General features: G+C 70.6%; 27 protein-coding genes. 13 read left to right on the top strand and 14 right to left on the bottom strand.

Going from position 1 to position 26,579, the window contains the following annotated elements; translation table 11 throughout:
- The first annotated feature begins 2 nt into the window (after window positions 1–2).
- The 7 genes from Aph01nite_RS30535 to Aph01nite_RS30565 are packed head-to-tail and all read left to right on the top strand — an operon-like array spanning window position 3 to window position 7,207.
- The gene (locus Aph01nite_RS30535; RefSeq protein WP_204044494.1) at window positions 3–920 is read left to right on the top strand and encodes a nucleoside hydrolase; all 918 of its coding nucleotides are present in this window, start codon (window positions 3–5) and stop codon (window positions 918–920) included.
- Window positions 917–1,996 (top strand): hypothetical protein, encoded by a 1,080-nt coding sequence (locus Aph01nite_RS30540; protein WP_204044495.1) that lies wholly within the window; start codon window positions 917–919, stop codon window positions 1,994–1,996. Before Aph01nite_RS30535 ends, Aph01nite_RS30540 begins: the two co-directional genes overlap by 4 nt.
- A complete protein-coding gene (locus tag Aph01nite_RS30545) occupies window positions 1,993–2,211 on the top strand; it encodes a phosphopantetheine-binding protein (RefSeq protein WP_204044496.1) in 219 nt (72 codons plus the stop codon). The genes Aph01nite_RS30540 and Aph01nite_RS30545 overlap by 4 nt, the downstream gene beginning before the upstream one ends.
- The gene (locus Aph01nite_RS30550) at window positions 2,208–3,614 is read left to right on the top strand and encodes an amino acid adenylation domain-containing protein (protein WP_204044497.1); all 1,407 of its coding nucleotides are present in this window, start codon (window positions 2,208–2,210) and stop codon (window positions 3,612–3,614) included. The genes Aph01nite_RS30545 and Aph01nite_RS30550 overlap by 4 nt, the downstream gene beginning before the upstream one ends.
- Window positions 3,611–4,921 (top strand): ATP-grasp domain-containing protein, encoded by a 1,311-nt coding sequence (locus Aph01nite_RS30555; protein WP_204044498.1) that lies wholly within the window; start codon window positions 3,611–3,613, stop codon window positions 4,919–4,921. Before Aph01nite_RS30550 ends, Aph01nite_RS30555 begins: the two co-directional genes overlap by 4 nt.
- A complete protein-coding gene (locus tag Aph01nite_RS30560) occupies window positions 4,914–6,134 on the top strand; it encodes an MFS transporter (RefSeq protein WP_204044499.1) in 1,221 nt (406 codons plus the stop codon). Before Aph01nite_RS30555 ends, Aph01nite_RS30560 begins: the two co-directional genes overlap by 8 nt.
- Window positions 6,135–6,151: 17 nt before the next feature.
- Complete coding sequence (locus tag Aph01nite_RS30565; protein ID WP_204044500.1) at window positions 6,152–7,207, top strand: thioesterase domain-containing protein; 1,056 nt, start codon at window positions 6,152–6,154, stop codon at window positions 7,205–7,207.
- Here the strand turns inward: Aph01nite_RS30565 and Aph01nite_RS30570 are convergent.
- The 3 genes from Aph01nite_RS30570 to Aph01nite_RS30580 all read right to left on the bottom strand — a co-directional run bounded on the left by Aph01nite_RS30570 (window position 7,185) and on the right by Aph01nite_RS30580 (window position 9,656).
- On the bottom strand, window positions 7,185–7,745 hold the full coding sequence (locus Aph01nite_RS30570; RefSeq protein WP_204044501.1) for a DUF1062 domain-containing protein: 561 nt from the start codon (window positions 7,743–7,745) through the stop codon (window positions 7,185–7,187). The two genes, Aph01nite_RS30565 and Aph01nite_RS30570, sit on opposite strands and share 23 nt — an antisense overlap.
- 252 nt (window positions 7,746–7,997) lie before the next feature.
- Complete coding sequence (locus Aph01nite_RS30575; RefSeq protein WP_204044502.1) at window positions 7,998–8,735, bottom strand: VOC family protein; 738 nt, start codon at window positions 8,733–8,735, stop codon at window positions 7,998–8,000.
- Window positions 8,736–8,795: 60 nt separating this feature from the next.
- Entirely contained in the window at window positions 8,796–9,656 is an 861-nt protein-coding gene (locus Aph01nite_RS30580) for an SDR family NAD(P)-dependent oxidoreductase (RefSeq protein ID WP_204044503.1), read from the bottom strand.
- Window positions 9,657–9,825: 169 nt separating this feature from the next.
- Between Aph01nite_RS30580 and Aph01nite_RS30585 the strand changes: the two genes are divergently transcribed.
- Window positions 9,826–10,692, top strand: a complete 867-nt coding sequence (locus Aph01nite_RS30585) for a helix-turn-helix transcriptional regulator (protein WP_204044504.1) — start codon at window positions 9,826–9,828, stop codon at window positions 10,690–10,692.
- 13 nt (window positions 10,693–10,705) lie between these two features.
- Here the strand turns inward: Aph01nite_RS30585 and Aph01nite_RS30590 are convergent, their stop codons facing one another.
- Both Aph01nite_RS30590 and Aph01nite_RS30595 read right to left on the bottom strand, forming a co-directional pair.
- Window positions 10,706–12,163, bottom strand: coding sequence for an MFS transporter (locus tag Aph01nite_RS30590; protein WP_239162103.1), 1,458 nt, complete (start codon window positions 12,161–12,163; stop codon window positions 10,706–10,708).
- Between the two features lie 52 nt (window positions 12,164–12,215).
- Window positions 12,216–12,989 carry an ArsR/SmtB family transcription factor gene (locus tag Aph01nite_RS30595; protein ID WP_204044505.1) on the bottom strand — a complete coding sequence of 258 codons (774 nt, stop codon included), beginning with the start codon at window positions 12,987–12,989 and terminating at the stop codon, window positions 12,216–12,218.
- A 118-nt stretch (window positions 12,990–13,107) separates the two neighbouring features.
- On the opposite strand from Aph01nite_RS30595, the gene Aph01nite_RS30600 reads away from it, so the two are divergent.
- Window positions 13,108–13,470 (top strand): VOC family protein, encoded by a 363-nt coding sequence (locus Aph01nite_RS30600; RefSeq protein ID WP_239162104.1) that lies wholly within the window; start codon window positions 13,108–13,110, stop codon window positions 13,468–13,470.
- Window positions 13,471–13,857: 387 nt separating this feature from the next.
- A complete protein-coding gene (locus tag Aph01nite_RS30605) occupies window positions 13,858–15,096 on the top strand; it encodes a glycoside hydrolase family protein (protein ID WP_204044507.1) in 1,239 nt (412 codons plus the stop codon).
- A 72-nt stretch (window positions 15,097–15,168) separates the two neighbouring features.
- On the opposite strand, the gene Aph01nite_RS30610 is transcribed toward Aph01nite_RS30605, so the two are convergent.
- The 8 genes from Aph01nite_RS30610 to trpB form a co-directional block, all read right to left on the bottom strand.
- Window positions 15,169–15,882, bottom strand: a complete 714-nt coding sequence (locus Aph01nite_RS30610) for an NIPSNAP family protein (RefSeq protein ID WP_239162105.1) — start codon at window positions 15,880–15,882, stop codon at window positions 15,169–15,171.
- A gap of 68 nt (window positions 15,883–15,950) precedes the next feature.
- Entirely contained in the window at window positions 15,951–16,382 is a 432-nt protein-coding gene (locus Aph01nite_RS30615) for an Rrf2 family transcriptional regulator (RefSeq protein ID WP_204044508.1), read from the bottom strand.
- Between the two features lie 55 nt (window positions 16,383–16,437).
- Window positions 16,438–17,322, bottom strand: a complete 885-nt coding sequence (locus Aph01nite_RS30620; protein WP_204044509.1) for an RNA polymerase sigma-70 factor — start codon at window positions 17,320–17,322, stop codon at window positions 16,438–16,440.
- 44 nt (window positions 17,323–17,366) lie between these two features.
- Window positions 17,367–18,554, bottom strand: coding sequence for an NAD(P)/FAD-dependent oxidoreductase (locus Aph01nite_RS30625; RefSeq protein WP_204044510.1), 1,188 nt, complete (start codon window positions 18,552–18,554; stop codon window positions 17,367–17,369).
- Between the two features lie 130 nt (window positions 18,555–18,684).
- Entirely contained in the window at window positions 18,685–19,440 is a 756-nt protein-coding gene (locus tag Aph01nite_RS30630) for an alpha/beta fold hydrolase (protein WP_204044511.1), read from the bottom strand.
- Window positions 19,441–19,449: 9 nt separating this feature from the next.
- The gene (locus Aph01nite_RS30635; RefSeq protein ID WP_204044512.1) at window positions 19,450–20,205 is read right to left on the bottom strand and encodes a GntR family transcriptional regulator; all 756 of its coding nucleotides are present in this window, start codon (window positions 20,203–20,205) and stop codon (window positions 19,450–19,452) included.
- A 17-nt stretch (window positions 20,206–20,222) separates the two neighbouring features.
- Window positions 20,223–21,035 (bottom strand): tryptophan synthase subunit alpha, encoded by an 813-nt coding sequence (gene trpA / locus Aph01nite_RS30640; protein WP_204044513.1) that lies wholly within the window; start codon window positions 21,033–21,035, stop codon window positions 20,223–20,225.
- Complete coding sequence (gene trpB / locus Aph01nite_RS30645; protein ID WP_204044514.1) at window positions 21,032–22,237, bottom strand: tryptophan synthase subunit beta; 1,206 nt, start codon at window positions 22,235–22,237, stop codon at window positions 21,032–21,034. The genes trpA and trpB overlap by 4 nt, the downstream gene beginning before the upstream one ends.
- A gap of 49 nt (window positions 22,238–22,286) precedes the next feature.
- On the opposite strand from trpB, the gene Aph01nite_RS30650 reads away from it, so the two are divergent.
- Entirely contained in the window at window positions 22,287–22,430 is a 144-nt protein-coding gene (locus tag Aph01nite_RS30650) for a hypothetical protein (RefSeq protein WP_204044515.1), read from the top strand.
- On the opposite strand, the gene Aph01nite_RS30655 is transcribed toward Aph01nite_RS30650, so the two are convergent.
- The gene (locus Aph01nite_RS30655) at window positions 22,431–24,011 is read right to left on the bottom strand and encodes an alkaline phosphatase D family protein (RefSeq protein ID WP_204044516.1); all 1,581 of its coding nucleotides are present in this window, start codon (window positions 24,009–24,011) and stop codon (window positions 22,431–22,433) included.
- Window positions 24,012–24,125: 114 nt separating this feature from the next.
- On the opposite strand from Aph01nite_RS30655, the gene Aph01nite_RS30660 reads away from it, so the two are divergent.
- Together Aph01nite_RS30660 and Aph01nite_RS30665 are read left to right on the top strand one after the other, a co-directional pair.
- Window positions 24,126–24,482 (top strand): MmcQ/YjbR family DNA-binding protein, encoded by a 357-nt coding sequence (locus tag Aph01nite_RS30660; protein WP_204044517.1) that lies wholly within the window; start codon window positions 24,126–24,128, stop codon window positions 24,480–24,482.
- A 110-nt stretch (window positions 24,483–24,592) separates the two neighbouring features.
- The coding region (locus tag Aph01nite_RS30665; protein WP_204044518.1) for a CARDB domain-containing protein at window positions 24,593–26,579 on the top strand (1,987 nt) is incomplete at its 3' end.

Here is a 26,579-nt window from a genome sequence, read left to right on the forward strand (position 1 = left end):
ACGTGTCCACTGCCGTACCCGAGCCAGCGGGCAGCACGCCGCTCATCATCGACACGGACATCGGCGACGACCCGGACGACACCGTCGCGCTGGTGATCGCCGCGCGCACGGAGCCGGCGCTGGCCCTGGTCGTGACCTCGGACGAGCGCGACGGCCTGCGGGCCCGGTTCGCCCGGCAACTCCTCGATCGGCTCGGGCGTTCCGACGTCGTGGTGGCCGCGGGTGCGCAGATCGCTCCGACCGGGCCGGGTCTGTGCGTACAAGACCTGATCGACCCGGACGTGGCACGGCAGACGATCGAGGTGGCCGAGGCGGTGGCCGCCGTGACCGAGCGGAGCGCCGGGCCCGTGCGGTGGGTCGGTCTCGGGTTCCTGTCGAACCTGGCCGCCCTCTGTGAGCACCGACCCGACCTGGTCGAACGGCTCGTCGTGACGCAGATGGGCGGGGCCCTGGGACGTGATCCGTCCCGGCCCGAGTTCAACTTCGGCGGTGATCCCCGGGCGACTCGTACCGTACTGGCCGAAGTGACCCGCCCGACCCTGGTCGTCGCGGATCTGACCTACCAGGCGCCCATGCGGGTCGAGCCCGGCTCGCCGCTGTGCACCGGGCTCGCCGGCGCGGGCCCCGGCAGCTGGTCGCATCTGGTCAGTGAGCAGTTCCGGGCCTGGTTCGCGATCCCGAAGCCGTCGTTCCAGCATGACCCTCTCGCGCTCAGCGTCGCCCTGGGGCGGGGCTTCGTCACGTTCGAGACGGCGCGGATCGCCGTCGACGAGGTGGGCAGGATGAGTCTGGCCGCGGACGGCGCCGAGGTCCTGCTCTCCCGAGCGGTCCACTACGAACGCTTCATGGCGTGGCTGCACGAGGGACTGGGCCTGCCGGCGGCCGACGACCGGACGACCGAGCCGCTGCCGAGCCGATGAGCTGGGCGGGGCTCACTCGGTTCCGGATCGGCACCGGGCTGTCGGAGCTGCCCGACCTGGAGCCTGCCGCGTTCGACCCCAGCGCGGGGGCCGCCGGCACCCGGGCCCGGCTGCTCAGTGTCGAGACGGACGGTCGTTGGCGGCACCGCTACGTGGCGGCGGAATCGGCCGGACGCGGGTTCACGGGCCTGGCCGCGCTGCTGCCGGTCTACTGGCCGAGCGGTCGTTCGTGGCCGGATCCCGCGTACGCCCCGGCCGGCTGGCCGATCCCCGACCTGTCCCCCGCCGAGGTCGCACCCGACCGGTGTCTGCTCGTGGGAGGCGTGTACGACCGCCGGACGGCCCTGCACCTTCCCGACGATGCCGCCCTGGCCCGGGACTGCCTGCGCGAGGTGGCCAGGATCGCCGTGGAATCGGACCGCTGCCTGATCTTCCCGTACGTCTACGCCCGCGCCCGCCGAATCCTCGACGCCGCCACCGGCGGCCGCATCCGGTGGGGTGTGCTCGAGCACGAGGCCCGTTTCCACGACGTGCTCCGGACCGAGGGCACACCGGCCCGGGTCCGCGGCGTGCTGCGCCGGGACCGGCGGATCATCGAGCAGGCGGTGACCACCGCGTCCGTCGTGCCGTGGCAGGCCGCCGCCCCGCGGGCGGCCGGGCTGATCGCCGAGCACAATCTCCGGCTGGGTCAGCTCGACGACCCCGAGTTCGTGCGCATGCGGTACGCGCAGTGGGCGGACTGTGCGGGGGTGCGGGTGATCGTGTTCGACGCGCGGGCCGGATCCCAGCACGGCGTGCTCACGGCACTGGTGTGGCGGGACAGCCTCGAACTGCACGAGATCGGCCTGCCCCCGTCCGACGACCCGGCGCGGCTGGCGCTCTACCTCGACCTGATCTTCCACCGGCCGTACGCGTACGCCCGGGAGAACGGCCTGAACACCATTCGCGCGGGGACGGCCGCACGAACGCCCAAGGCGTCGAGGGGGGCCACGTTCGAGCCGCTGCTCGGGGGCGTGCTCGACGCCGGGAACACCGAGTGGCTCGCGCGCGGGCCCGATCCGAGGAGGAGCGAATGACCGAGTCCGAGGTGGCCACCCTGATGGCCGAGATCCTGGAGACCGACGAGATCGCGGCCGACGAGAGCTTCTTCGAGGTCGGCGGCAGCTCGTTCCTGCTGCTGACGCTGATCGCCCGGATCCAGGAGCGCACGGGGGTGACGCTGCGCATGATCGACATCATCCGCCGTCCCACCCCGGTCGGGGTGCACGAACTGGTGGACGGCGTCTCGTGAACCTCCCCGGCGTCTGGACGGCATTCGAGACCCACGCCGTACGGCACCCGGACCGCCAGGCGATCCGCTCCGACGACGGAATCGTCACCTACGGCGAGCTCCGGGCCCGCGCGGCCGATCTCGCGGCCCGGCTGGAGGACGCCCTCTCCCCCGGCAGTCTGGTCGCCCTCGACGCGGAGGATCCGGCCCTGGGCGCCCTGGCCTTCCTGGCCGCAGCCCGCTCGCGGTGTGCGCTGCTGCCGCTCAACCAGGACAGTCCGCCCCGGCACCGGGCGGCCATGCTGGCGGACGCCCGGCCTGCGGCGACACTGCGCCCGGCCGCTCCCGGGCAGCTCGACGTCGTGCTCGAACCGGACGCGGCCAGGTACGACGAGGTCGCCTACGTGCTCTACACCTCCGGCTCGACCGGGAGCCCGAAAGGCGTGATGGTCTCGCATCAGGCGCTGGCCGACCGGCTCACCGGCCTGGCCGCCGTGCCGGGCCTGCGGGCGGGCCAGAGCATGCTGGCGATGACCGCGCTGTCGTTCGACATCTCGATCGCGGAGATGCTGCTGCCGTTGACCGTCGGCGGCACCGTCGTCGCGGCCCCGGACGGGACGCGCCTCGACCCCGAGATCTTCGCGGCGGTGGTGCGCCGCCACGCGCCCGACGTCCTGCAGGCGACCCCGAGCTTCTGGCGGCTGGCGGTCGCCGCCGGCTGGCCCGGCGCGCCGGGCAGCGACCTCTGGTGCGGCGGCGAGGAGATGACCGCCGCCCTGGCCGCGCAGCTGCGCCCACGCGGCCGTCGGCTCTGGAACGTGTACGGCCCTACCGAAGCGACCATCTGGGCCTCGGCCCACCTGGTGTCCTCCCCTGACGACGTGACCCTCGGCACCGCTCTGCCGGGCAGCGGAATGTGCCTGTCCGGTCTAGGCCCGGAGGGCGAGATCCTCCTGTACGGCGACGGCCTGGCCCTGGGCTACCTGAACCAGCCCGAACTGACGGCGGAACGTTTCCGGCCCCGGCGGACCGACACCGGCACCCGGCTCTGCTACCACACCGGGGATCGCGGACGGTACCGCGCGGACGGCCGCATCGAGTTCCTGGGGCGCGACGACGGCCAGGTCAAGCTGCGTGGGCACCGCATCGAGCTGGGCGAGATCGAACGGACGCTGGAAACGCACGAGAGCGTGTCCGAGGCGGTGGTCGTGGTCAGCGCCCTGGACAACCCGGGACGGACACACCTCACCGCGTACGTCGTCGTCCGTCCTCGCCCGGATGCCGGGCTGGACGTCCGCAGCCTGCGGCTCTGGCTGGCCGAACGGCTGCCCGCGGTCATGCGTCCCGCGCGCATCGAACTGGTGGCCGCGTTGCCGAGGACGACCGCCGGCAAGATCGACCGCCGGGCCCTGGTCCGGCCATGACGATGAAACGCCCGCTGGCCGTCCTGATCGCGGAGCGGGGATCCCTGACGCCGGTGGAGATCGTCACAGCCGCCCGGGACACACTGCCGGTCCTTTTCGTCCTCGACGAAGGCGCGGAAGGCCCCGACGCCGATCGGCTCCGGCTGGTCGCCGAGGCCCTGGCGCCCACCCTGTACGCCGATTTCGCCGACGTCGATGGCAGCGCGGCCGCGATCGCGGATGCCGGGGCCACGGCGGTGACCACGTTCACCGATCGGCTCTGCCCCCTGGCCGCGCGGATCCGACGCCGTCTGCGGCCCACCGGCGGCCACGAACTGTGGCACCACAAGGACGAGCAGCGCCGGCGCCTGGTCGCGGCGGGAGTTTCCCGGGTCCGGTCGACCGTGCTCGAAGACCCGGAACAGGCACGGACGCTGCTGGCCCACTGGAGCTCGGGCGTGGTGGTCAAACCGGTCAACGGGGTCGCCAGCGCCCACACCTGGTTGCTGCGCTCGCCGGAGGACGTCGACGAGTTCACGTCCGCGCTCGGTCACCGCGACGGCACGCTGCGGCTGTTCGCCGAGGAGTTCATCGCGGGATTCCCCCGGGAGACGCCCCGGTTGGCCGACTACGTGTCCGTCGAAGTGATCAGGCCCGCCACCGGTACGGCACCACGGCTGGCGTTCGTCACCGACCGCGCGCCGCCGGCCGTACCCTGCCGGGAGACCGGACTGATGTGGCCGACGTCGCTGCCGGAGGCCACGGTGGCCCGGTTGGTGGCCACGGCGAACGACGCGCTCGACGTGCTGCCGGCCGGCCCTGGCAGCTACCACGTCGAGATCAAGCCCGGCCCTGACCGAGACGAGATCATCGAGGTCAACGGGCGTCTGGGCGGTTTCGTCGCCCGCGCGGCCGCGTACGGGGCCGATCTCGACGTGGCCCGGCTCGCCCTCGACGTCGCGGCCGGCTCGCCCGAAGCAGAGCGGCTGACGATCGCGTGGCGGCGGTGTGTGGCCGTCCTGCTGTTCCCGGCGCCCCAGGCCGCGCGGCGGATCAGCCGCGCTCCGGACCGCCGGATCCTGAGCCGCCGCCCCGGCGTATTGGCTGTCGATCAGGTACGCGGCGAAGGCGAACCGTGCTCCTGGCAACGCGGCACCGACGACGCGGTGGCGACGCTCTGGCTGACCGGCGACGACCATCGCGAACTCTGGGACCGCTTCCTGGACCTCGCCGACTACCTCCACACGACCTTCGCCTTCGTCGACGACCAGGGGAAACCCGTGGCCGACGAGGGCTGGCTGAAGGCGCTGCGAGGCCCGGATGCCTGACCTCACGCAGCCACGCATGGGCCGCTACGTGCGCCGGTACGTGCTCGGCTCGTCGGTGTCGGCGTTCGGCAATCAGATGGCAGCGGTCGCCCTGCCGGTGGCGCTGCTCTGGCACGGCGCGGGCGCCGCCTCCCTCGGGGTGGTGCTCGGCGCGGCGATCCTGCCCAAGACGGTGTTCCTCCTGGCCGGAGGGGTGATCAGTGACCGCCTCGACCGCCGGGGCGTACTGATCCTCGGTGATCTGCTGATGGCGGCCACCCAGGTCGCGACCGCCCTGCTGCTGTGGCACGGCGGAACCCGGCAGCTGCCCCTGCTGGTGATCCTCCAGATCCTGTACGGCTGCGCCAACGCCCTCGCCGTACCCGCCCTCATCGGCGTACTCCCGCAGTTGGTGCCGCCGGACGGCCTGCAACGGGCGAACGCCGTCCTGCGTACGGCCATGAACACGGCGTCGGTGCTGGGCCCGCCGGCCGCCGCCGGTTTCGCGGCCGCGCTGCGACCGGAGTGGGCGCTGCTCGCGAACGCGGTGACGTTCCTGGTGTCCGCGGCGGCGGTGTCCGGGCTGCCGAAACTGTCCGCGCCGTCCGCACGCGCGTCATTCCTGCGGGAACTGGCCGCCGGGTGGTCGGTGTTCCGTCGCACGACCTGGGTCTGGCTGATGGTCGGGTCGTTCGCCATCTACCAGGCCACCGTGCTGCCGGTGGTCTTCGTCATCGGCCCTCTGGTCACGCAGGACGACGTCGGCGCGAGCGGATGGGCCGCGGTGCTGACGGCACGCAGCGCCGGCGCCATCCTCGGCGGCGTCCTGCTCCTGCGCTGGCGGCCGCGCCGGCCGGTCGCCCTGGCCTGCGCCCTGCTCCTGCTCGACCTGCCGTTCCTGCTGGGACTGAGCGCCGGGCTCGGCGTGGTGGCGTTGGTGCTCGCGTCGGTCGTGGCGACCGTGGGGCTGCTCGCGGCGGACACGCTCTGGGAGTCGGCTCTGCAGGAGAACGTCGATCCCGCGTTCCTCTCGCGGATCAGCTCCTACGACTGGATGGGTTCGGTGTTCTTCGCCCCGCTCGGCTACCTGGCGGTCGGGGCCGTCGCCGCCGCGGCCGGGACCTCGGCGACCGTCGTCGCGATCACCATCCTGCACGGCGTCATTCATCTGCTGCTCCCGTTGGCCCGCCCGATCCGGGCCGTCCGGCGGGAACCCAGCCCGGCATCGGTGTGACGAGAGGACGATCGACCATGGACGAGTACCTGCGTGCTCGATGGCGACAGATCTCGCCCGGGGCGAGCGACGATTTCCTGGCCGGCCGTGGCGGCGTGGACGCGTTGGTCACTCTGGTGGTCCAGCTGCAGCAGTCCGGCTTCCCGGTCAGCGTGCGCGACCTGCTCCGGTCCCCGACCGTACCGTTGCTGGCGGAGGCTCTGCGGGAACAGGTCATCGGCGCGGCCGGGGAATATCCCGCCTTCGCCGACCTGTGGGCCGAGAGCACGTCGGTATGGTCGTCCGAGGTCCACACCCTGGTCCCGCTGGCCGCCGGCACCGGCCTCCCCCTGTTCTTCGTCCACACCGGTCTCGGGCAGGTGCGCTTCATCGAACGGGCCGTGGACCGTTTCCGGCGCGGACGGCCGGTGTACGGGATCGAGGCGATCGGGCTACGCGACCGGACGCGGCCCCCGTTGTCGATGGTCGAGATCGCCGACCAGTACGTCGCGCAGATGCGCCGGGTGCAGCGGCACGGCCCGTACTCGATCGGCGGGTTCTGCATGGGCAGTCATGTGGCGTTCGAGATGGCGCACCGGCTCACCCAGGCGGGTGAGGAGGTGGCCGTACTCGCCCTGATGCCCTCCGCGTTCTCGCTGGACGCCGGGTTGAACTCGATCCGGCCGGGCATCCGGCAGCGCCCAGCCGGAATCGGCCTGTCGGACCTCTACCTCGAACGGCTCGCCTACGTGCAGCTCATGTTCGGCGACCTGGACCTGGACGCGAACCGTTCGGACGTGCTCGACGCCTTCGAGCAGACCTTCTGGCTCGACGGGGTGAAGCCCGAGGACTTCTTCTGGCACGCGGCGGTGACCGCGGCGACCGCCTTCGCCCAGGAGAACTACGACCCGCGGCCGTATCCGGGGCCCGCTCTGGTCTTCCAGACGGCGCGGACCGCGACCGGAGAGGCCGCGGACTGGTCACCGGTGGCCCCGAACGCCCGCACCTACGTCTTCGACGAGCCGGACAGCCTGGCCATCATGCGGACCCCGGAATTCAGCGACGCCGTGGCTACACCCCGGCCATCACGGTGAAGGTGAATCCGGTGCTCGTCGTACGGCGCAGCGGAATGTCGCACTTGATCCGGCGCAGGACCTCGTTCCTGCTGAGGCCGAGCCCTTCCGCGATGAGCCGTTCCGGGCGTACCGGAACCGGATCCTCGAAGAGGACCTCCACCTGGACCGGATACGCCTCGTCGAGCCATGCCGGCGGGGTGTCCAGCCGCCAGGCCCCCGTCCAGTCCAGGGTGAAGCGGTTGCGCCGGGCGAGCAGCGGATCCAGCAGCCGGGACGCCACCAGTTCCGGATCGTTGACGCGGTAGCCGTGGAGTTCGGCCGGATCCAAGGACCTGACCGGCGCTCGCTCGTGCACGGTGAGCTTGCTCGTCCGATCGCAGGACACGCAGCGGACCAGCAGCCACACGTCCAGCAGTTTGCCGTTGGCGTTGACGCGGAACCTGCCCTCGCCGGTGGTGGCCGACTCCGACCGGCAGTCCACGCACCGCAACGACAGCAGCGGCAGCCTGGTCCGGCGAACGACCCAGGGCAGCAGGATATGAGGTTGTGAAGACATGAGCTCTCTAGACCTGACACGAGGCCGATTGCGCGCGGCCTCAAACGCTTCATGACCGGGCGCGCATGGGCAGCCCGGCGGAGCCGACGGGAAGGCCGGCCTGAAGGTGAGCGGAAGAAGGTGTCAGGTCTAAAGAGCAGGCGGGGTCACGCGGTCTGTCCTCTGTCCTCACGACGACGGGGCCGCAGGCAACCTACGGGAACGCGGAAAGAACGCTCAAGTGGTTTTTCGAGCGCTCTCGCGAACTCCGCGTCAGAGCGGGGTGAGGACGCAGAACTCGTTGCCCTCCGGGTCGGCGAGGACCGTCCACGGCACGTCGCCCTGGCCGATGTTGACGTCGGTGGCGCCGAGCGCCCGCAGCCGCGCCGTCTCCGCCGCGTGGTCGTCACCGGGGTACGGCCGCAGGTCCAGATGCACGCGGTTCCGCACGGTCTTCACGCCGGGCGTACGGAGGAACTCCAGATACGGCCCGACGCCCTTGGCCGAGCGCAGCACCGCCTGGTCGTCGGTCACCTCGTGCAGGATCCAGTCCATCGCCTCGCCCCAGAACCGGGCCATGACCCGAGGATCGGCGCAGTCGACCACCACCGCGGCCATCGGGCCGGTGTCCCGGTAGATCGTTCGAGGCTCCAGCACGCAGAACTCGTTGCCTTCCGGGTCGGCGAGGACCGTCCACGGGACGTCGCCCTGGCCCAGGTCGGCGGGCGTCGCGCCGAGAGCCTGGAGGCGTGCGACGAGGTCGGCCTGGTGGGCCGCGGAGGTGGTGGCGAGGTCGACGTGCACGCGGTTCTTCACCGTTTTGGGATTCGGGTCGCGGACGACGTCGATGCAGATCGCGGTGGGGTCGGGATAGACGAAGCCTTCCGGTTCGAGGTTGGTCACGCCGGGCCCCTCGCTGGAGATACCCCAGCCGAGCGCCTCCGCCCAGAACCGGCCGACCGCGGAGTCGTCCCCGGCTTTCATGTGAATCTGCACAAGCCTCGTCGCCATGCCGCCGATCCTATGCCCGGCCAGGGCGACGGCATGGCAGGGGTTCGGCGGGGCCGATGATCAGGCTGCGGGAAAGTCCGTGGCGGGCGCGGTGAGCGCGGTGGCCTCGAGATTGGCCCGCAGGGCCTCGATTTTGGCGGTGGCATAGGAGTGGGCGTCGGAGCCGAGCAGCTGCCGCAGGGGGCCGTCGCCGGCCACGACCTGGCTGATGATCGCGGCGGCGCCCTTGACCGGGTCGCCGAGCTGACCGCCGGAGAGCTTGAGGTGGCTGGCGGTCATCTCGCGGATGGCCGGGTAGTGCGTGGTGGCGCCGGTGGGCAGGGCCAGGGCGTCGGGGGTGAGGAAGGCGGTGCGGAAGTAGCCGGGTTCGACGATGGTGACCTTGACGCCGAAGTCCGCCATCTCGGCCGCCAGCGCCTCGCTCAGTCCTTCCAGCGCGAACTTGCCCGCGCAGTACAGACCCCAGCCCGGTACGGCCGTCAGCCCCAGGACCGACGAGATGTTGACGACGTGGCCGCTCCGCTGCTCGCGCAGGATGGGCAAGGCGGCACGCAGGACGTTCCACACACCGGCGACCTGGACGTCGAGCATGTCGCGGACCTCGCGGTCGCTGGTCTCCTCCACCGCCGCCAGGAATCCGTACCCCGCGTTGTTGACGACGCGGTCCAGCCCGCCGAAACGCTCGGTGGTCTCCAGTACGGCCTGCCTGACCTCCGCTTCCTCACGCAGGTCGACGGTGAGCGGCAGCAGGCGTGCGGTGTCGGCCCGCCCGCCGAGTCCCGCGAGCAGCCGCTCGCGGGAGCGTGTGGTCGCCGCGACGCTGTCACCGCGCTCCAGCAGCTGCCTGACCAGTTCGAGTCCCAGGCCGCGGGAGGTGCCCGTCACCAGCCAGATCGCCGGTCGCTCTGTCGGAAAAGTCATGAAATCCGTCCTTCGCTCGTGTAAGCCGGGCTGCCCCGGTACACATCCAGCGTGGGTCACCGCACCCCCGCGGCAGGCGCGCACAGATCGCCCTGCACGACCGCGGACCAGGCGGGCTAGGACTGGCAGGGCCAGTTAGGAACGCGGGACATGGGCGAGACTGATAGATGTGGCTGAGATCAATCGTGAGCTGGCGGATTTCCTGAAACGGGCCCGCAGCCAGGGCGACCCGTCGCGGGCCGGTCTTCCCGCGGACGGCCGGGTCCGCCGGGTGCCGGGCCTGCGCCGCGAGGAAGTCGCCCGTCTGGCCGGCGTGTCGACCGACTACTACACGCGGCTGGAACAGGGGCGCGCCATCAACCCCTCACCCGCCGTCGTCGAAGCCCTCGCCCGCGCCCTCGAACTCGACGCCGCGGGACGCGCCCACCTCAAGGACCTGTTCGGCATGACCGCGGAGCCGGCCCGGCGACGCCCGCGCAGCGTCCAGCGGGTCCGCCCCGGCCTCTACCAGCTCCTGGACGCCCTGGACGGCGAACCCGCCCTGATCCTCGGACGCCGCACCGACATCCTGGCCGCCAACCGGATGGCCAAAGCGCTGTTCGCCGACTTCGAGCAGCTGCCCCACCGGGACCGCAACTACGCACGCTGGATGTTCCTCAACGAGGGAGCCCGCGCCCTGTTCGCCGACTGGGCCGAGCAGGCGCGGGCCGCGGTCGAGAACCTGCGGCTGGAGGTCGGCCGCGACCCCGACGACCAGGCCACCCGCGCCCTTGTCGACGACCTGCGGGCGCACAGCCCCGAATTCGACCAGTGGTGGGAGCGGCACCGCGTACACCAGCGCACCCACGGCTCCAAACGCCTCCGCCACCCCCTGGTCGGCGAACTGACCGTGCAGTACGAGACCCTTTCGCTTCCAGGGGACCCCGACGTGACCTTGTTCGTCTACACCGCGGAGCCGGGGTCACCCTCGAAACGGGCTCTGGACCTGCTCGCGAGCTGGACCCTCACCGACTCCAGTCCCGAACGCCGACGATGAGTCGGGCCCACGGTCAGCGGGTTTTCTCGGCGATCTCGGCTGTCGGGTCGCGCATTTCGGTGCTGACATGCTCGAACAGCGCGGCGATGAGGAGACCGCCGAGGATCATCAGCACGGCCCCGATCCGGAAGGACAGCACGTAACCCGAGGTCATCGCCTCCTCGATGCCCGCGCCGTGCCGGATCTCCTCGGCGGAGTGCCGGAAGGCCACGGGGACCAGGACGGCGAGGCCCAGCGCGCCGCCGATCTGCTGCATGGTGGTCTGCACGCCGGAGGCCAGGCCTGAGTCCTGGGCGGTGACCCCGTGCAGCGCGGCGTTGGTGGCGGCCGGCATGGTCGCCCCCGCGAACACCCCGAACACGATCATGCCGGGCAGGATCCCGCCGAAGTAGGAGGCGCCGACCCCGACCGTACTCGTCAGCAGGAGCCCTAATCCGGCCCCTACGAAGCCCGCCGCGGCGATCGCCTTCACGCCCAGGCGCGGCGTCAGGGCGGTGCCCAGCCCGATGCCCGCCCCGATCGCGAACCCGAGCGGCAGGTAGCCGAGGCCGCTCTCCAGCGAGGAGTAGTCCAGGACGTGCTGCTCGAACAAGGTCAGCATGAACGTGTAGGAGATGAACGCCGCCATGAAGAACAGCGAGGTCAGATTGATGACCGACCGAGTACGGTTGGCGAAGAACTCCAGCGGAATGAGCGGATTCCTGGCCCGCCGCTCGATCACCACCGTCGCCAGCAGCAACCCCACCCCGCCGAGCACCGGAACCAGCACCCGCGCCGACCCCCAGGAGAACTCGGCGGTCTGCAGCAGCCCGTAGACCAGGGCGACCAGGCCCGCCGTCGAGGCCGCCGCCCCGGCCACGTCCAGCCGGCGGCCCTGCTCCCTCACCATCCGGCTCTCGCTGACCAGCCGCGGCACCAGCAGCAGCACGGCCAGCGCCACCGGCACGTTGATGAAGAAGATCCACCGCCACGAGGTGAGATCGGTCAGCACGCCGGAGATGACGTAGCCCAGGGTCCCGCCGAGCGCCACCAGGCCGCCCCACACGCCCAGCGCCTTGGTGCGCTCCTTCGGGTCGGTGAACAACAGCGCGATCAGGCCGAGCGAGGCGGGCGCGGCGATCGCCTCGGCGGCGCCCTGCCCGAACCGGCCTATGATCATCATCGGCTGGTTCACGGCCGCCCCGCACACCGCCGACGACACCGCGAAAACGATCACGCCGATCAGCAGCAGGCGCCGCCGCCCGAACACGTCCGCCAGCCGGCCGCCCAGCAGCAACAGGCCGCCCGCCGCCAGCACGTAGCCGTTGACCACCCAGGTCAGGCCCGACTCCGAGAAGCCCAGGCCGTCCTGGATCAGGGGTAACGCCACGTTCACGACGGTCATGTCCAGCAGGATCATGAACGCCAGCCCGGACAGCAGGGCGAGCACCCACCACCGCCGGGGGTCCTTCTCCAGAGCGTCTGCGGGCATGCTCGCGCCTGCCGTGGTCACAACGGCCTCCCTTTCAGATCTTCGGCGGCTGTCAGCCGTACAGGCTGGAGCCGGTTTCCAGGAGTGACTTCAGGTCGCTGAGCACTTCCGCCCAGCCTCCCCCGGCGTTCTCGACCTGCCCGGCCGTCTGCGCGCCGGTCTGCGGCGCGCCGTGCACGTCGTGGGTGATGGTCAGCGAGCAGACCCCCTGCTCGCCCTCCCTGATCTCGTACGTGAGCAGGGTGAAGCCCTCGTCGTTCCAGGTCGGCCGCCAAGTCTGCACCAGCTTGTACGGCGGCTCGACCTCGATCACCTCGCCCTCCACCACGCACTCGTCGCCGGCGTGGGTGGCGAAGGAGCCGCCGGGACGCAGGTCGTAGTCGACCTCGGCGCGGTAGCCGTACCGGCGGGTCCATTCCGGGTCGACGATGGCGGTCCAGATCGCCTGCGCGGTGGCTCTGATATAGACGCGGTGGACCTGCACGGTCGTGCCGGTTCCGGGGGTGGTCATGATCTGCTCCAGCTCGTTCTTCAGGTGGACGAGCGCCGACACCTGAGGCTCGGTGTACTTGTCGATCCAGCGGTCGTGGATGAGCCGGATGGGCACCGCGTTCAGGAAGTGCAGCTTCTCCCGGCCGGATTTGCGCGTGGTGACGAGACCGGCGTCCTCCAGCAGCCGGAGGTGCTTCATCACGCCGAACCGGGTCATCTCCACCTCGGACTCCAGGTCGGAGAGCGTGCGGCCGTCCCGCGTGAACAGCCGATCGAGCAGCCGCCTGCGGGTCGGGTCGGCCAGCGCCTTGAAGACGCGGTCGTCGTCGGTCACGGCCCGAACATAGGTGACCAAAAGGTAACGTGTCAACGCGCTTGACATGTGACCATTTGGTCACATAATTTTGCCGGGCTCCCGTCAAACGGGCGGGTTCGCGATGAAGGGACCCCCCATGTCCGACGAAACACCCATCTCTGGATCGACCACGCCCGGCTGGTTTGACATCTCCTCCCCCGACGCCGCCCGGGCGCGGCAGTTCTACCAGGAGATGTTCGGCTGGCCGATCCACGCCATCGACGACACGTACGCACTGGTCGGCGGCCCGCCGGCGGGCGGAATCGGACAGGCAGGCCCGGACAGTCCGTACACCGGGATCGTGGTCTACTTCCCGGTCGACGACGTGGAAACCGCCCTGCTGCGGGCCGAGAAGCTCGGCGGCAGCCGGACGATGGACCCGCAGAGCGTGCCCGGTATGGGACGGATAGCGGTGTTCACCGACCCGGACGGAAACGCCGTCGGCCTGAAGAGCCCGTGAAGCCGTGACGCCTGTGGGCCGAGGGCCTGCCCATCCTCATGGGCGGGCCCTCGGCTGTTGGAGCAGGCGGAAACGGCCTCACCACGCCCCCGAAGTTCGCGTGCGGTAAGTGAACGGCGCGTTTCCTAATTGTTATGCCATACAACAAAAGACCTCATTGCCAGGTCTTGCCTTCGCACTTATGTTGTGGGGAACAACTTTCAAACGACTTCATGTGCTGGTTTCATCACGGTCTGTACTTCCCGGGACCGGGATGGGTGGACGCTCCCGCAGACACCCCCGTCGTCCGTCGCGCGCCGCGGCTGGCCACGAGGCTCTGCCCACACCGGCGCGCGCCGATGCTGTCGGACGATCAACTGTGCAGGCGATCACTGACAGGAGCACGACATGTACCATCCGAAACGCTCACGGCTTCGGATCATCGGGAGTCTCATCGTCGTCATCTCGGCGTCGATCTTCCCCGTCACCTCGGCATCCGCCGACGTGCTGCCCAACAACCCGATCATCAACGACTACTCGTCAGACCCGGACGCCCGCTGGTGCTACACCGGCAACTCGTGGGGCATCTGCCTCACCACCTCACGCGACGACCGCCCGCAGGGCTGGAACTACAACGGCGGCAACCCGTATCCCATGTCGGTGACGCGGATGTACTTCCTGCCGCAGGGATCCAACCCCGGGGTCCAGTCCAACTGGCAGGCCAAGGGCAGCACCGTGAGCGTGGACGGCACCAACGTCGGCGGCGTCGTCCTGCGGGAGAACCCCGGCTACAGCAGCTGGGTCGACAACAACACCAGGCACCTGTGGGCGCCCACCAACTGGTACAACTCGCCCTGGGGCCGGTACAACCTGCTGGTTCCCGACCTCGACGTGACGAACCAGCCGCACTCCTCGTCCAGGATCGGCGTCTCCCGCTCGGCCAGCATCGACCCGGGCAGCACCTACACCTACCTGCACACGATGAACCTCGCCACGAACGGCAACGGGACCGCCGCCCCCAACAGCGGATACTCCAGCGACCCGTCCTTCAGCAACGACTGGTGGCCGTTCATCACGTACGCCAACGGCGACTTCGACACCCGCCCCTGCGGCAAGATCTCCTTCGCGATGCTCGACTTCGAACTGAACGTCCAGTCCGGCTGGCCGAAGCCGCTCGTCATCAACTCGGCCAGCCCGCCGGCCGGCACCGTCAACATGACCGGCGTGCCCACCAGCCTGCGCGGCTGCGACAACAACAACGACTACTACTTCGAGGGCCCGGAGCTCTTCTACCGCTGGGTCAACGGCAACCAGAAGTGGTACCTGATGTTCGCCTCCAAGCCGGCGAGCGGGAACTCGGTCATCGCGTACGCCATGGCGGACAACATCGACGGTCCGTACGCCTACCAGGGCATCATCATGTCCGGCAGCAGCAGCGAGTGGACCAACCAGGCGACGATCGTCGAAGGGTGGGGCCCGAACGGCATGAGCCTGTTCTTCTACCACGACGGCGCGTCGGGCACCCCGCACTCCCGCAAGGTCCACGCCGAGTGCTTCCGCTTCAACGCCAATGGCACGATCCCGACCATCAACCGAACCACGAGCACGTCGGCCACCAGCTGGGTCGGTAACTGCTGGGACGACTGATCAGGACCCGCCGCTCTCAATGACGAGGCGGCCGGCGGGGGCCGGGCTACGGCGCAGTCCGGCCCCCAATTCTCAGCGAAGAGACGAACGCGCGGTGGGGGCCAATCGCAGCTGCCGCGGGGCCGCCGACAGTTCGGGCAGCACGTCGTCTCGCCAGCGCGGCGACCCGTCCAGGCGACGCAGGTGATCGCCGAGCTGAGCCTCATCGGCGAACCGCGTGAACCAGACGAAGACGTTCTCGCCGGTGCGCACCGGCAGCGCGGGGAACGTGTTGGCCGCGTACTCGGTCGTCAGGCAGGCCAGTGGTACGGCTCCCGCGTCTGCCAGGAGGGGGCGTACCCGCTGATCGAAGAAGTCGTCGAACGGCTTCTCGCGGTGACAGATGGTCGCGAGGACGAGGGACGACGGCTCCGGATCACCGATCGGGGGCCTCGGGACGGTCGGCGCGGGAAAGCCGGAGTCCTCCAGTACCGGTCGCAGGAGCAGCACGTCGTCAGAGTCGATCATCGTCGCGTTGGCCCGGGCGCGGTGCTCCCGCCAGACCGGCCCACCGTAGAAGCGGCCCAGCGCCTCGGCCCGGCTCTCCATGTCGTCGAATCCCCTGAGCCAGACAAAACGGTCAGGGTCGTCCACGTCCCGGAACTGCCCCAGGATCGTCATGCCGGTGGCCTCCTGGGTTTCGACGAACTCCCGGTCGAAGAGGTCGATCAGCACGTCCCGCTGACCGGGGTGCAGCGTGTACTGCCTCAGTTCGACGATCGGACAACGTACGGCGTCGGTCGGCACAGTCTCTCCATCTGTCAGAACAATCTCTGTTACAACCAAGGTCGGCCGATCCACATGCGCAGGCCGGCTCAACGCACCCGCAGGGTCTCGCGCAGCACGTCGCTTATCGAGGTCTCCGCCAGTTCCTGGCGCATGGCCTGCTCAACCCGGCCGTAAATGTCCCCCAGCGCGGGCCGGATGCCGAGCCCGACCGGGCACTCCAGGTTGGGCTGGGCGTGGTGCATGCCGAAGGGCGGATCCTGTTCGACGGCGTCGTAGACCTCCAGCAGCGTGATGTCCTCCGGCGCGCGAGCCAGGCTCCATCCCGCGCCCGCACCCCGACGTACGTGCACCAACCCCGCGCGGCGCAGATCGCCCAGGCTCCGCCGGATGATCACCGGGTTGGTGTTCACACTGGCCGCGACCTGCTCCGACGTCAGGATCTCCTGACCCCGCCGCTGCGCCAACGCGAGCCACGCCAGCACGTGCGCCGCAATCGTCAACCGGCTGTTCGCCGCCATCGCACCTCCCGTTGCAATAGGTTCTGTTACAACGGGTCCGGTGTCAACTGATTGGTCAGCGGGAGGTGAGAGGGGTTTCGGACTCGACGCGGGTGAGTTTTTCGGGGTTGCGGACGTAGTAGAGGCCGGTGACGCGGGCGTTCTCCACGCGCAGGGCCAGCACGCCGTCGATCACGCCGTCCAGGCGCAGGATGAGTCCGGGGTTGCCGTTGACCGTCGTGGGCTCACCGGTCAGGATGCCGCCGGCCTTGGTGACGCTGCCGGCCATGTACCCGAGCACCTTGTCGGCGCCGACGACCGGCCGCAGCGCCGCCAGCCTGAAGCCGCCGCCGTCGCTGACGAAGACGACGTCAGGGGCGAGCACGTCGAGCAGCCCTTGCAGGTCCCCGGTCACGAGCGCGCGCTGGAACGAGTTCAGCGCCGCCCGGGCCTCTTCCGGGGAACCCGGTGTGCGCGGCCGGCGGGCGTCGACGTGCCGGCGGGCGCGGAGGGCGATCTGGCGTACGGCGGCGGGACTCTTGCCGATCGCGGCCGCGATGTCGTCGTAGCCGAAGTCGAAGACCTCGCGCAGCACGAAGACGGCGCGTTCGGTCGGCGCGAGGGTTTCGAGGATGTACATGAGCGCCAGCGACAGGTTCTCGGCCAGTTCGACGTCCTCGGCCACGTCCGGCGCGGTGAGCAGGGGCTCGGGCAGCCAGGGCCCGACGTACGCCTCCTTGCGCCGTTTGAGGGTGCGCAGCCGGTTGAGCGCCTGCCGGGTCGTGATCCGTACCAGGTAGGCGCGCTGGTCCCGGACCTGCGCCAGGTCGATCTTGACCCACCGCAGCCAGGTCTCCTGGAGCACGTCCTCGGCGTCGGCCGCCGATCCGAGCATCTCGTAGGCGACGGTGAACAGCAGGTCGCGGTGGGCGACGAAGGCTTCCGTCGCGGAGTCGTTCATGTCGTACGCTTCACTCTCGTTCCGCACAAGAAGGGACTCGGCGGTTAGGCCGCGCGCCGGGTGTTGGGCGGTGTCGTCCGGTGGCCCGGCTGCGGCGTCTCCGGGCGATCGGTGCTCTTTCGGGAGCTGGCCTTGCGTGCCCCGGACGCCAACTGGTTGAGGGGGAACCGGCAGGCGTACTCCTTGATGTGGGCGACGAGCCGCCCGCTGATGTGGAGCGCGTTCACCTTGTCGTCCAGGTTGGAGAACTGGGTGAGGCCTCCGTTCCGGCCGAGGCTGAGGCACTGCCCGGCGAACATCAACCGGACGGGAGCGGGCGTCTTCCCCGCGATCCGCCGCAGGATCGTGGCGGCCGCCCCCGCGCCCAGCTGCACGGCGGCCTGGCAGCTCATCCTGAACGGCCGGTCCGTCATCGCCGCCGCGTCCCCGGCGGCGACGATGCGCTCGTCGTCCACACTGGTCAGCGTCGCGTCGGTGAGCAGACGGCCCGCGGTGTCGGTACGCAGCCCGCTGCGGACGGCCAGCTCCGGCACCCGGAATCCCGCAGTCCAGATCGTCACCACGCTGGGCAGCACCCGACCGTCCTCCAGCTGTACGGCCTCGCGTGTCACCTCCGTCACCCGCGCGCCGCGACCTTCGATGACGGTCACACCCAGCTCGGCGAGCCGGCGAGCGACCGGGCCACGGCTCCGGGGATGCAGGTAGGGGCCGAGCACGTCGCCGCAGACCAGAGTGACCTTGCGGCCTGCCTCCGCCAGCTCGGCGGCGGTCTCGATACCGGTCGGACCGGCCCCGACCACGGTCACCGGAGCCGTCGCGGGCGCCGCGCCCAGCGCCGACCGCAGTCGTTCCGCCCTTTCGAGGTCCGACACCACATGGGCGAACTCCGCCGCCCCGGGCACGCCCGGATCGGCGGCGCCGCTGCCCACCGCGTAGACGAGGTAGTCGTAGGAGACCGTGCCACCGCCCGCCAGCGCCACCCGGCGCTCGCCGGCGTCGATCCGGGTCGCGGCGTCGACCACCAGCCGGACGTTCCCGCCCAGAACCGTATCGAAGCCCTCGACCGCGTCATCGGAACCGGCCACGAGCTGGTGCAGGCGGATCCGCTCGACGAATTCGGGACGCGGATTGACCAGGGTCACCGACACGCCCTCGCGGCGGGCCAGGCGATTGGCCGCCATCACGCCCCCGTACCCGCCACCGACCACGACCACCTCGACGTTCCCGTTCATGATGTCTCCCTCGTGCTTTTGGACTCACTACTGAGACACCAGCCGCGCATCCGGTGTGACGGCTCGCGGATGAGACGTAGCGCACATCGGGCTACCGGCTCAGGGCGGGGAGACGCGCGAACGAGCGCGGTTAATGATCGCTCAGCCAGTCGGCGACCGTGGCGGCCAGCCAGCCGCTGTGGGACAGATGGATGTCGTGCCCGCCTTCCGCCTCCGCATACGTCCCGCGCGGAATGGCGTCGGCCATCTGCTGGACCAGGGCCGGTGGGCAGAACGGATCGTGGGTTCCGGCGACCAGCAGCGCGGGACAGGTGATGCGGGCCGCGCGTGATCGGCTGACGTCGCCGCCCGCGTCGATGACGGCGGTCATCGCCTCGGCCCAGCTGCCGGCCATGATCCGGGCTTCGTCCACACCATAGGTCTCGGCCAGGTACGCCGCCAGCGGCTTGAGCTCGTCGATGGGATCGTCGAGCAGGCGCGCGAGCCCGCGGAGCAGCCGCGGCGACGCCTCGATCTGACCGGCGGCGCCCCAGGTGAGCACCGACAGCGCCCGGGCCGGTCGCAGCGCCGCCATGAGCAGCGCCTCCTCGCCGCCGTCGCTGAAGCCCACCAGATGGGCGGCCTCGACGCGGAGTTCGTCGAGCAGACCGAGCAGCAGCCGGGCGTCGTCCAGGTAGTAGGTCGAGGGATAGCGCCGCGGCTGGGGCTGCGACCGGCCTGATCCCGGCAGGTCGACGGCGATGACACGGAACCCGTACGCGAGCTCGGCGCGCAGCCGATCAAGGTCGATGACGCTGCCGCCCCAACCGGGCATCAGCACGACGGCGTCGCCCTGACCGGCGTCCTCGTAGTAGATCTGCTGCCCGTTGGGCCCGTACCAGCTCATCGGGTCCTTTCAGGTGGTGGCGCCCCAGGTGAGGGAGAGGCCGGTGGCGGCGCGGTCGGTGCGGATCTCCATCATGCTGCCGAGGATGGTGGCGTGGTCGGACACCACGGGCGTGGCGTCGAGCGTGTAGGTGATCCGGGTGCTGACGAGCACCGGGCTGCCCTGCGGTTCGTGGAGGTGGCGGGCGGCGGCGGGGTCGAGCAGGCCGGGCCGTACCACCTCGGAGGCGCGGGCGACCGTCACTCCCGCGTCGGCGAGGGCCGTGTAGAGGGAGACGGCGGTGAAGTCGCGGTCGCGGATCTGGTCGGCCACGGGCCGGCGTACCCAGGACACCTGGTGCACGGCGGGGCGTCCCGCGAACTCGCGGACCCGCTCCAGCCGCAGGGCGGTGTCGCCGGGACGCAGCCGCAGCTCCGCGGCGATCCGGGCGGGGGCCCGGCGCACCGCCCGCCCGGCCACCGCGGTACGCACGTCATGGCCCTGTTTACGCAGGTCGTCGACGAGGCTGCGGAGCGAGTCGAGCTGGTACGACAGGTGGGGCGGGGCGACGAACGTGCCTCTGCCCGGCTGCTGCACGATCAGCCTGTCGTCGCTGAGCTGCCGCAACGCCTGGCGCAGCGTCATGAGGGTCACCCCGTAGGAGGCGCTCAGCTCCCGTTGCGGCGGCAGGGCCGCACCGGGGGCGTACTGTCCCGACCGGATCTTCGCGGCGAGGTCGGCGGCGATGGCGCGGTATCTCGCCTCGTGCCCGGCGTCAGAGGTCATCGTGGGTCATCGTGGGGTCATTGTGGTCGGTCGTACTCCTGGTCGAGGGCGTGCCGCAGGGTCGCGAGGAAGGTCCGCAGATCGTCCGGCCCGGCCCCGTCGAGCACCCGCCGCATGACCGCGGCGCCGACCACCACGCCGTCGGCGTGCCGGCGGGCTTCGCGTGCCTGGTCCGGGGTGGAAATGCCAAATCCTAGCAAGACCGGCCGGTCACTGACGCGCCTGATCCGCTCGGTGAGCTCCGCCGCCGAGGCGGCGAGGTCGGCCCGCTCACCGGTCGTGCCCATCAGCGACACCGCGTAGACGAATCCGCGGCTGCGGTCCGCGATCTCCGCCAGCCGCGGCTGCGGCGTCGCCGGCGACGCCAGCAGGGCCAGATCGATCCCGGCGCCGGCGGCCACGTCCGTCAGTTCGTCCGCCTCGTGCACCGGCAGGTCGGGCACGATCAGGCCGCCGGCACCGGCCCGGCGCAGCGCGGCGCAGAACGCCTCGGGGCCGTCGTGCAGCACCAGGTTGTAGTAGGTGCTGACGACCAGCGGCACACCCAGGTCCGGCATGCCGGACAGGTCGGCGAGGATCCGGCGGGTGCTCGCCCCGCGGGCCAGTGCCGTGTCGCTGGCCTGCTGGATGGTGACGCCGTCCAGCGTGGGGTCGGAGAAGGGCAGGCCGACCTCGATCGCGTCCGCCCCGGCGGCGGCGAACGCCCGCAGGTAGTCCGTCCAGCCGGGCGTGATCCCCCCGGTGACGTACGGCATGAGCAGGCCACGGCCGGCGTCCCGGCGGGCACGCAGATGGCGTTCGACCGCGCCCGCGGCCAGGGTGTTCGTCACAGCAGCTCCTTCAGGGTCGAGACGTCCTTGTCGCCCCGGCCGGACAGCGTCATCAGCACCGTCGATCCCGCGGGCAGGTCGCCGCCGTCCGCAGCGCGGATCACCCAGGCGAGGGCGTGCGCCGATTCGAGCGCGGGGACGATGCCTTCGGTGCGCGCCAGCCGTACGGCCGCGCTGATCGCCTCGTCGTCGGTGACCGTGACGTAGCGGGCCCGGCCCAGGTCGCGCAGGTGGGCGTGCTCCGGGCCGACCCCCGGGTAGTCGAGCCCGGGGGCGATGGAGTGCGCCTGGGTGATCTGCCCGTCGTCGTCCTGCAGGAACAGCGAGCGGCAGCCGTGCAGGACGCCGAGCCGGCCGCGGGCCGCCCCGGCGCCGCCCTCCGCCTCGACCCCGACCAGGCGCGCCGGGGTGTCGGCGAATCCGGCGAACGTGCCGGCCGCGTTGGAGCCGCCGCCGACGCACGCGACCACGTGGTCCGGGACGCCGGTGCGCAGCTCGGCGGCGCACTGCCCGCGGGCCTCGTCGCCGATGACCCGCTGGAACTCCCTGACCATCCAGGGGTACGGATCCGGCCCGACGACCGAGCCGATGCAGTAGTGGGAGTCGCCGGTCGCGCCCACCCAGTGCCGCATGGCCTCGCTGGTCGCGTCCTTGAGGGTACGGCTGCCCGTGGTCACCGGGACCACCTCCGCGCCCAGCATGCGCATCCGGAAGACGTTCAGCGACTGCCGCTCGATGTCGCGCTCCCCCATGAACACCGTGGCCTCCAGCCCGAGCAGCGCGGCGGCGGTCGCGGTGGCCACTCCGTGCTGGCCCGCTCCGGTCTCGGCGATCAGCCTGCGCCGTCCCATCCGGGTGGCCAGCAGGGCCTGGCCCAGCACGTTGTTGATCTTGTGGGATCCGGTGTGGGTGAGGTCCTCGCGCTTGAGGTACAGCTCCACGCCCAGCGCCTCCGACAGCCGGCGGGCCGGGGTGAGCGGGGTCGGCCGCCCGGCGTGTACGGCGAGCAGCCGCGCCAGGGCGCCGCGGAACCCCGGATCCGCCCAGGCCTCCCGGAACGCCGCGTCCACCTCGCGGCACGCCTCCACCAGGGACTCCGGCGCGTACCGTCCGCCGTACTCGCCGAATCGGCCCCGCGCCCGGGGCTCCCCCATCGTCCCGTCCGGCGGGACCGGCTCACGCCACGGCAACAGGTTTCGCATGCCATACTCCGATCGTTCTATAACTCTTCAATGAGTTCTATAACAGTGAGTGTGGCACGGACGGCGTGGGGGCGCCACCGCCACGGTCCTGGCGGCGGTCGCGGGCGCGCGGCGGGGCGCGGCCGTCCTGGCGGTGTGGCCCGCCAGGACTGCGGCGCGTCCGCGGGTGGCGAACGTCCTGCGCGCGGAGTGATCAGACTCTCGTCGCGCCCGGCTTGCGGTCCTCGATCACGAAAGAGGCGAAGGTCGTCGCGGGTACGTCGGCCCGGCTGACTGTCGGCACCATCCGCAGGTCCGTCCGCCACTCGTCCGCGTTCAGCCGGCAGGTGACATAGCCGCGCCGGTCGCCGTCGAAGAACTTGATGTGCGGGTTCCACTTGATCATCGGCCCGTAGTACGGCCCGTACACCTCGCCGTCGCCGTTGGTGGTGATGGAGGTGCCGACGAACTCCGTCGCCACGACCGGCGAGTCCGGATTGTCGAAGTCGCTCTTGATGTCGTTGACGAAGGTGGAGTGCCAGTCGCCGGCGACGAGCACGGGGTTGCGCACCTTGGCCGCGGTGAAGGTGTCGGTGATGGCCCTGCGGGAGGCCGGGAAGCCGTCCCACGCGTCGTGCCAGATGACGTCCCCGGTCGGGCCGTCGTGGTCCAGGCGCGCCATCATCACGCTCGTCGCGATGACGTTCCAGCGCGCCCTGCTCTCGCGCAGCCCGTCGAGCAGCCACCTCTCCTGCGTGGCGCCGAGCATGGTCCCCTTCGCCGGGTCGTTCCCGGCCTCGCACGCCGGCGCCTCGCCCCAGCCGCACGGCGGCGCGGTCCGGTACTGCCGCGTGTCGAGCACGTCCAGCTGGGCCAGGCGGCCCCAGTTGCGCCTGCGGTAGAGCTGAAGCGAACCGTCCCGGCGCGGCAGCGACCGGCGGCCCACCGGCTGGTGCTCGTACCAGGCCTTGTACGCCGCCACGCGGGACGGGCTGATCGTGCCGTCGTAGTTGCCCGAGTAGTCGTTCTCGACCTCGTGGTCGTCCCAGGTCACCAGCCACGGGAAGCGGGCGTGCGCGCGCTGCAGGTCCGGGTCCGACTTGTAGAGCGCGTACTGCATCCGCCAGCGGTCGAGGTCGAGAGGCCCCTGGTGCAGCACGTCCGGGATCGGCGTCCTGCGCGCGCCGCCGTCGGCGGGGATGCCGTACTCGTACACGTAGTCGCCGAGGTGGATCACCAGGTCGAGATCCTCCTCGGCCATGTTGCGGTACGCCGAGTAGAAGCCGTGCGTCCAGTCCTGGCAGGAGGCGAACGCGAAGCTCAGCGCCCCCAGCCGGCCGTGCTCGTGCGGCGCGGTCCGGGTACGGCCCACCTCGGAGACGTCATGCCGGTACCGGAAGCGGTAGAAGTACTCGCGATCCGGCTGCAACCCCTCGACCTCGACGTGCACCGAGTGCGCCAGCTCGGGCAGGGCCGACACCGTGCCCCGCTCGACGACCTTCCGCATGCCCGGGTCGAGCGCGACCTCCCAGTCGACCGGCACCCGCCGGCTCGGCATGCCCCCGTCCGGGCTGAAAAGCTCGGGCACGAGCCGGGTCCACAGCACCACCCCGTCCGGCGTCGGGTCACCCGAGGCGATCCCGAGCTTGAACGGGTACTCGCCGCCACGGACGCGCGGGGCGGCGAGCGCACTGCCCTCCAGCGGCACCTGGCTGAACGCCGCCAGGCCGGCGACGGCGCCGATCCCCCCGAGGAAACGCCGGCGATTCGGCTCGGACTGCACAGAACGGGTCACGATCATGGCCGTATCACAGCGCCCCCCGCCGACCGCCCAGCGTCTCCGGCCTGGCACGGCACCAACACCTCGCCGAATGCTCGGTGAACGCGCCGGCTTCCTAGACTCCCTCTCATGATTGGGCTGGAGGACATCCGTCAATACGCCATGGCGTTTCCCGAAGTCGAGGAGATGCCCCACTTCAGGCTCCCGTCGTTCAAGGTCAACGGAAAGCCGTTCGCCCTACTGGAGAAGGGCGACGCCACCGCCATCATCTCCGTCGGCCAGGCGGACGCGCAGGCGGCAGCCGCCCAGGACCCGGAGGTTTTCGAGGAGGTGTGGCGCGCGGGCGGGCCCAACGGCCGGATCTTCGTCGGTGTCCGCGTCGTCCTGGCCAAGGTGACGGCGGAGCGCCTGCGCGAACTGACCGAACTCGCCTGGCGCCACAAAGCACCCAAACGCCTGGTGACCTCCTTCGACAAAGGCCACTGAACCGTCCCCTTCCCGACATCCCAACAAGCTAGGACAAATCACTACTTAGCGTGTTCGCTTGAGTACAGAACTACTAGTAAAGCGTCCGTCATCGCTGCATCGTTGCGAATATGCTGACCAGTCCCCTACGGGCAGCGCTCGCGTCACTCCTGGTCATCGCGGGCCTGACCATCCTTCCCGCACCAGCGAGAGCGGCCGACACGCAGCCGCTCACCGTGCGCATCCTCCTGGTCAACTGCGTCGACGCCTGCGACGAACACGGGCTCGAGGCAGCCGGAGAAGGCACACCCGACTTCTACGGCGAGATCATCTTCGCCGGATTCCCCGCGCACATCACCCCGAGGGCACCTGACGACCAGGTGCAGATCGCCCCGTTCTGGACGCTCACCCGGGACATCCCGCCCACGGTGATCGAACAGGACATCGCCATCGGAATCTGGGACCACGACACGACCAACGGAAACGACTTGGCCGACACCACACCACGGGCGGGTGACGCGTACACGCACGTGCAGGTGAACATGATCGACGGCGCGGTCAAGGGTGACCTGACCTCCTCCAACGGCTGCGTGGCCGGCCACGGGGAGCCGGGCGGAGGCATCTTCGGAGCCGACCCGAAACCCGCCGTACAGGTCTGCATCGACATCACGCCGACGCCCATATCCGACGGCGATGGCGACGGCTTCACCGACTGGGAGGAGTACCGCGGCCGCGACTTCAACAACGACAACCTCGTCGACGTGACCCTGCCGAACGCCGACCCCAAACGCCAGGACATCTACGTCGAGATCGACTACATGGAGGGCCGGAGGCCGCAGGACGGAGTGCTGCAGGCGGTCGTGGACGCCTTCGACAGGGCCCTGGTCACCAACGCGCATACGGCGGCGACCGGTCTCGCCCTGCACCTGACGTTGGACGAGGGGATCCCGTTCGCCGAAACGACCTCCTTCCTCACCGTGCCGCCCAACGCCCCCGCCGACGATTTCGACAACATCAAGCTGGGCAACCCGGAGAAACCGTGCGGCACCACCGGCACCGGCCGGTTCGGCAACGTCGTCGATCGGGCGAGCCCGCTGTGCGAGGACATCCTCGACTTCAAGCGCAAGCATTTCCGGTACGGCCTGTTCGTCAACGGCCTGGCCGGTGCGGGCGACGGTTCGGGCCGGGCCGAGACGCACGAGCGGGGCGGCAACGACTTCCTGGTCTCGCTCGGCTTGTGGTCCGAGGACATGCTTGAGGCGGCGGGCGGGCTGAAGGCCGCCGAGGAAGGGACCCTGATGCACGAACTGGGACACACCCTCGGCCTCGACCACGGCGGCCGCCGCGACGACGGCACCCCGGACGCCGTCAACTGCAAACCGAACTACCAGAGCGTGATGAACTACGCGTGGCAGGTCCCCAACCTCCAGAAGGATCGCCCGCTGGACTTCCAGCGCTTCGGCAAGGGGACCCTGGTGGAGAACGACCTCGACGAGATCGTCGATCCGGGTCTGGCCGGGGTGGCCCTTCCGGTCATCTACGGGGTGAAGGGCGCCACCACATATGGTCCGCCGGACGATCCGATCGACTGGACCGGGGACGGCCCACCGTTCTCGGACAGCGCGCGGGCCAACATCAACAAGCTGGACGGCATCGGCGACGGCTGCGACGACGACTCCGAAACCGAGACCCTGATCAGTGAGCCGGACTGGGACCGCCTGCAGTACAGCTTCGCCAACAGCCCGTACGCGGCGGACGGCAACCGCGGCGACATGCCGGTCGAACTGACCGGCGAGTCGGTGCTCAGAGCCGTCTCGGCCGACCTTACCGTGGAGATGAGCCTGGACAAGGCGGACGCGGCGGGCGGCGACACGGTGACCGCGACCGTGACCATCGGCAACAAGGGCGGCAGCACCTCGACCGCCGGCTCGGTGACCTTCACCCCACCGGCGGGCGATCCGGTCACCCGTCCGGTGCCCGACCTCAGGACCGGCGGATCCAGGACCGAGACGTTCACGTACACGGTGCCGTGCACGGTCGCCGACGGCGCGACGCTGACCGCGACCGCGGCGGTGGCCGGCAAGAACGCCGAGGGTGTCGCGGAGCCGCCGGATCTGC

Source organism: Acrocarpospora phusangensis (genome assembly GCF_016862995.1).
Taxonomy (GTDB): domain Bacteria; phylum Actinomycetota; class Actinomycetes; order Streptosporangiales; family Streptosporangiaceae; genus Acrocarpospora; species Acrocarpospora phusangensis.

Coding starts and splice junctions, on each gene's coding strand:
- Aph01nite_RS30660 (WP_204044517.1), top strand. CDS start 24,126: ATGATTGGGCTGGAGGACATCCGTCAATACGCCATGGCGTTTCCCGAA.
- trpB (WP_204044514.1), bottom strand. CDS start 22,237: ATGCGAAACCTGTTGCCGTGGCGTGAGCCGGTCCCGCCGGACGGGACG.
- Aph01nite_RS30580 (WP_204044503.1), bottom strand. CDS start 9,656: ATGACTTTTCCGACAGAGCGACCGGCGATCTGGCTGGTGACGGGCACC.
- Aph01nite_RS30635 (WP_204044512.1), bottom strand. CDS start 20,205: ATGACCTCTGACGCCGGGCACGAGGCGAGATACCGCGCCATCGCCGCC.
- Aph01nite_RS30555 (WP_204044498.1), top strand. CDS start 3,611: ATGACGATGAAACGCCCGCTGGCCGTCCTGATCGCGGAGCGGGGATCC.
- Aph01nite_RS30570 (WP_204044501.1), bottom strand. CDS start 7,745: ATGTCTTCACAACCTCATATCCTGCTGCCCTGGGTCGTTCGCCGGACC.
- Aph01nite_RS30615 (WP_204044508.1), bottom strand. CDS start 16,382: ATGGCGGCGAACAGCCGGTTGACGATTGCGGCGCACGTGCTGGCGTGG.
- Aph01nite_RS30605 (WP_204044507.1), top strand. CDS start 13,858: ATGTACCATCCGAAACGCTCACGGCTTCGGATCATCGGGAGTCTCATC.
- Aph01nite_RS30600 (WP_239162104.1), top strand. CDS start 13,108: ATGTCCGACGAAACACCCATCTCTGGATCGACCACGCCCGGCTGGTTT.
- Aph01nite_RS30590 (WP_239162103.1), bottom strand. CDS start 12,163: ATGCCCGCAGACGCTCTGGAGAAGGACCCCCGGCGGTGGTGGGTGCTC.
- Aph01nite_RS30575 (WP_204044502.1), bottom strand. CDS start 8,735: ATGGCGACGAGGCTTGTGCAGATTCACATGAAAGCCGGGGACGACTCC.
- Aph01nite_RS30560 (WP_204044499.1), top strand. CDS start 4,914: ATGCCTGACCTCACGCAGCCACGCATGGGCCGCTACGTGCGCCGGTAC.
- Aph01nite_RS30630 (WP_204044511.1), bottom strand. CDS start 19,440: ATGAGCTGGTACGGGCCCAACGGGCAGCAGATCTACTACGAGGACGCC.
- Aph01nite_RS30620 (WP_204044509.1), bottom strand. CDS start 17,322: ATGAACGACTCCGCGACGGAAGCCTTCGTCGCCCACCGCGACCTGCTG.
- Aph01nite_RS30565 (WP_204044500.1), top strand. CDS start 6,152: ATGGACGAGTACCTGCGTGCTCGATGGCGACAGATCTCGCCCGGGGCG.
- Aph01nite_RS30625 (WP_204044510.1), bottom strand. CDS start 18,554: ATGAACGGGAACGTCGAGGTGGTCGTGGTCGGTGGCGGGTACGGGGGC.
- Aph01nite_RS30545 (WP_204044496.1), top strand. CDS start 1,993: ATGACCGAGTCCGAGGTGGCCACCCTGATGGCCGAGATCCTGGAGACC.
- Aph01nite_RS30540 (WP_204044495.1), top strand. CDS start 917: ATGAGCTGGGCGGGGCTCACTCGGTTCCGGATCGGCACCGGGCTGTCG.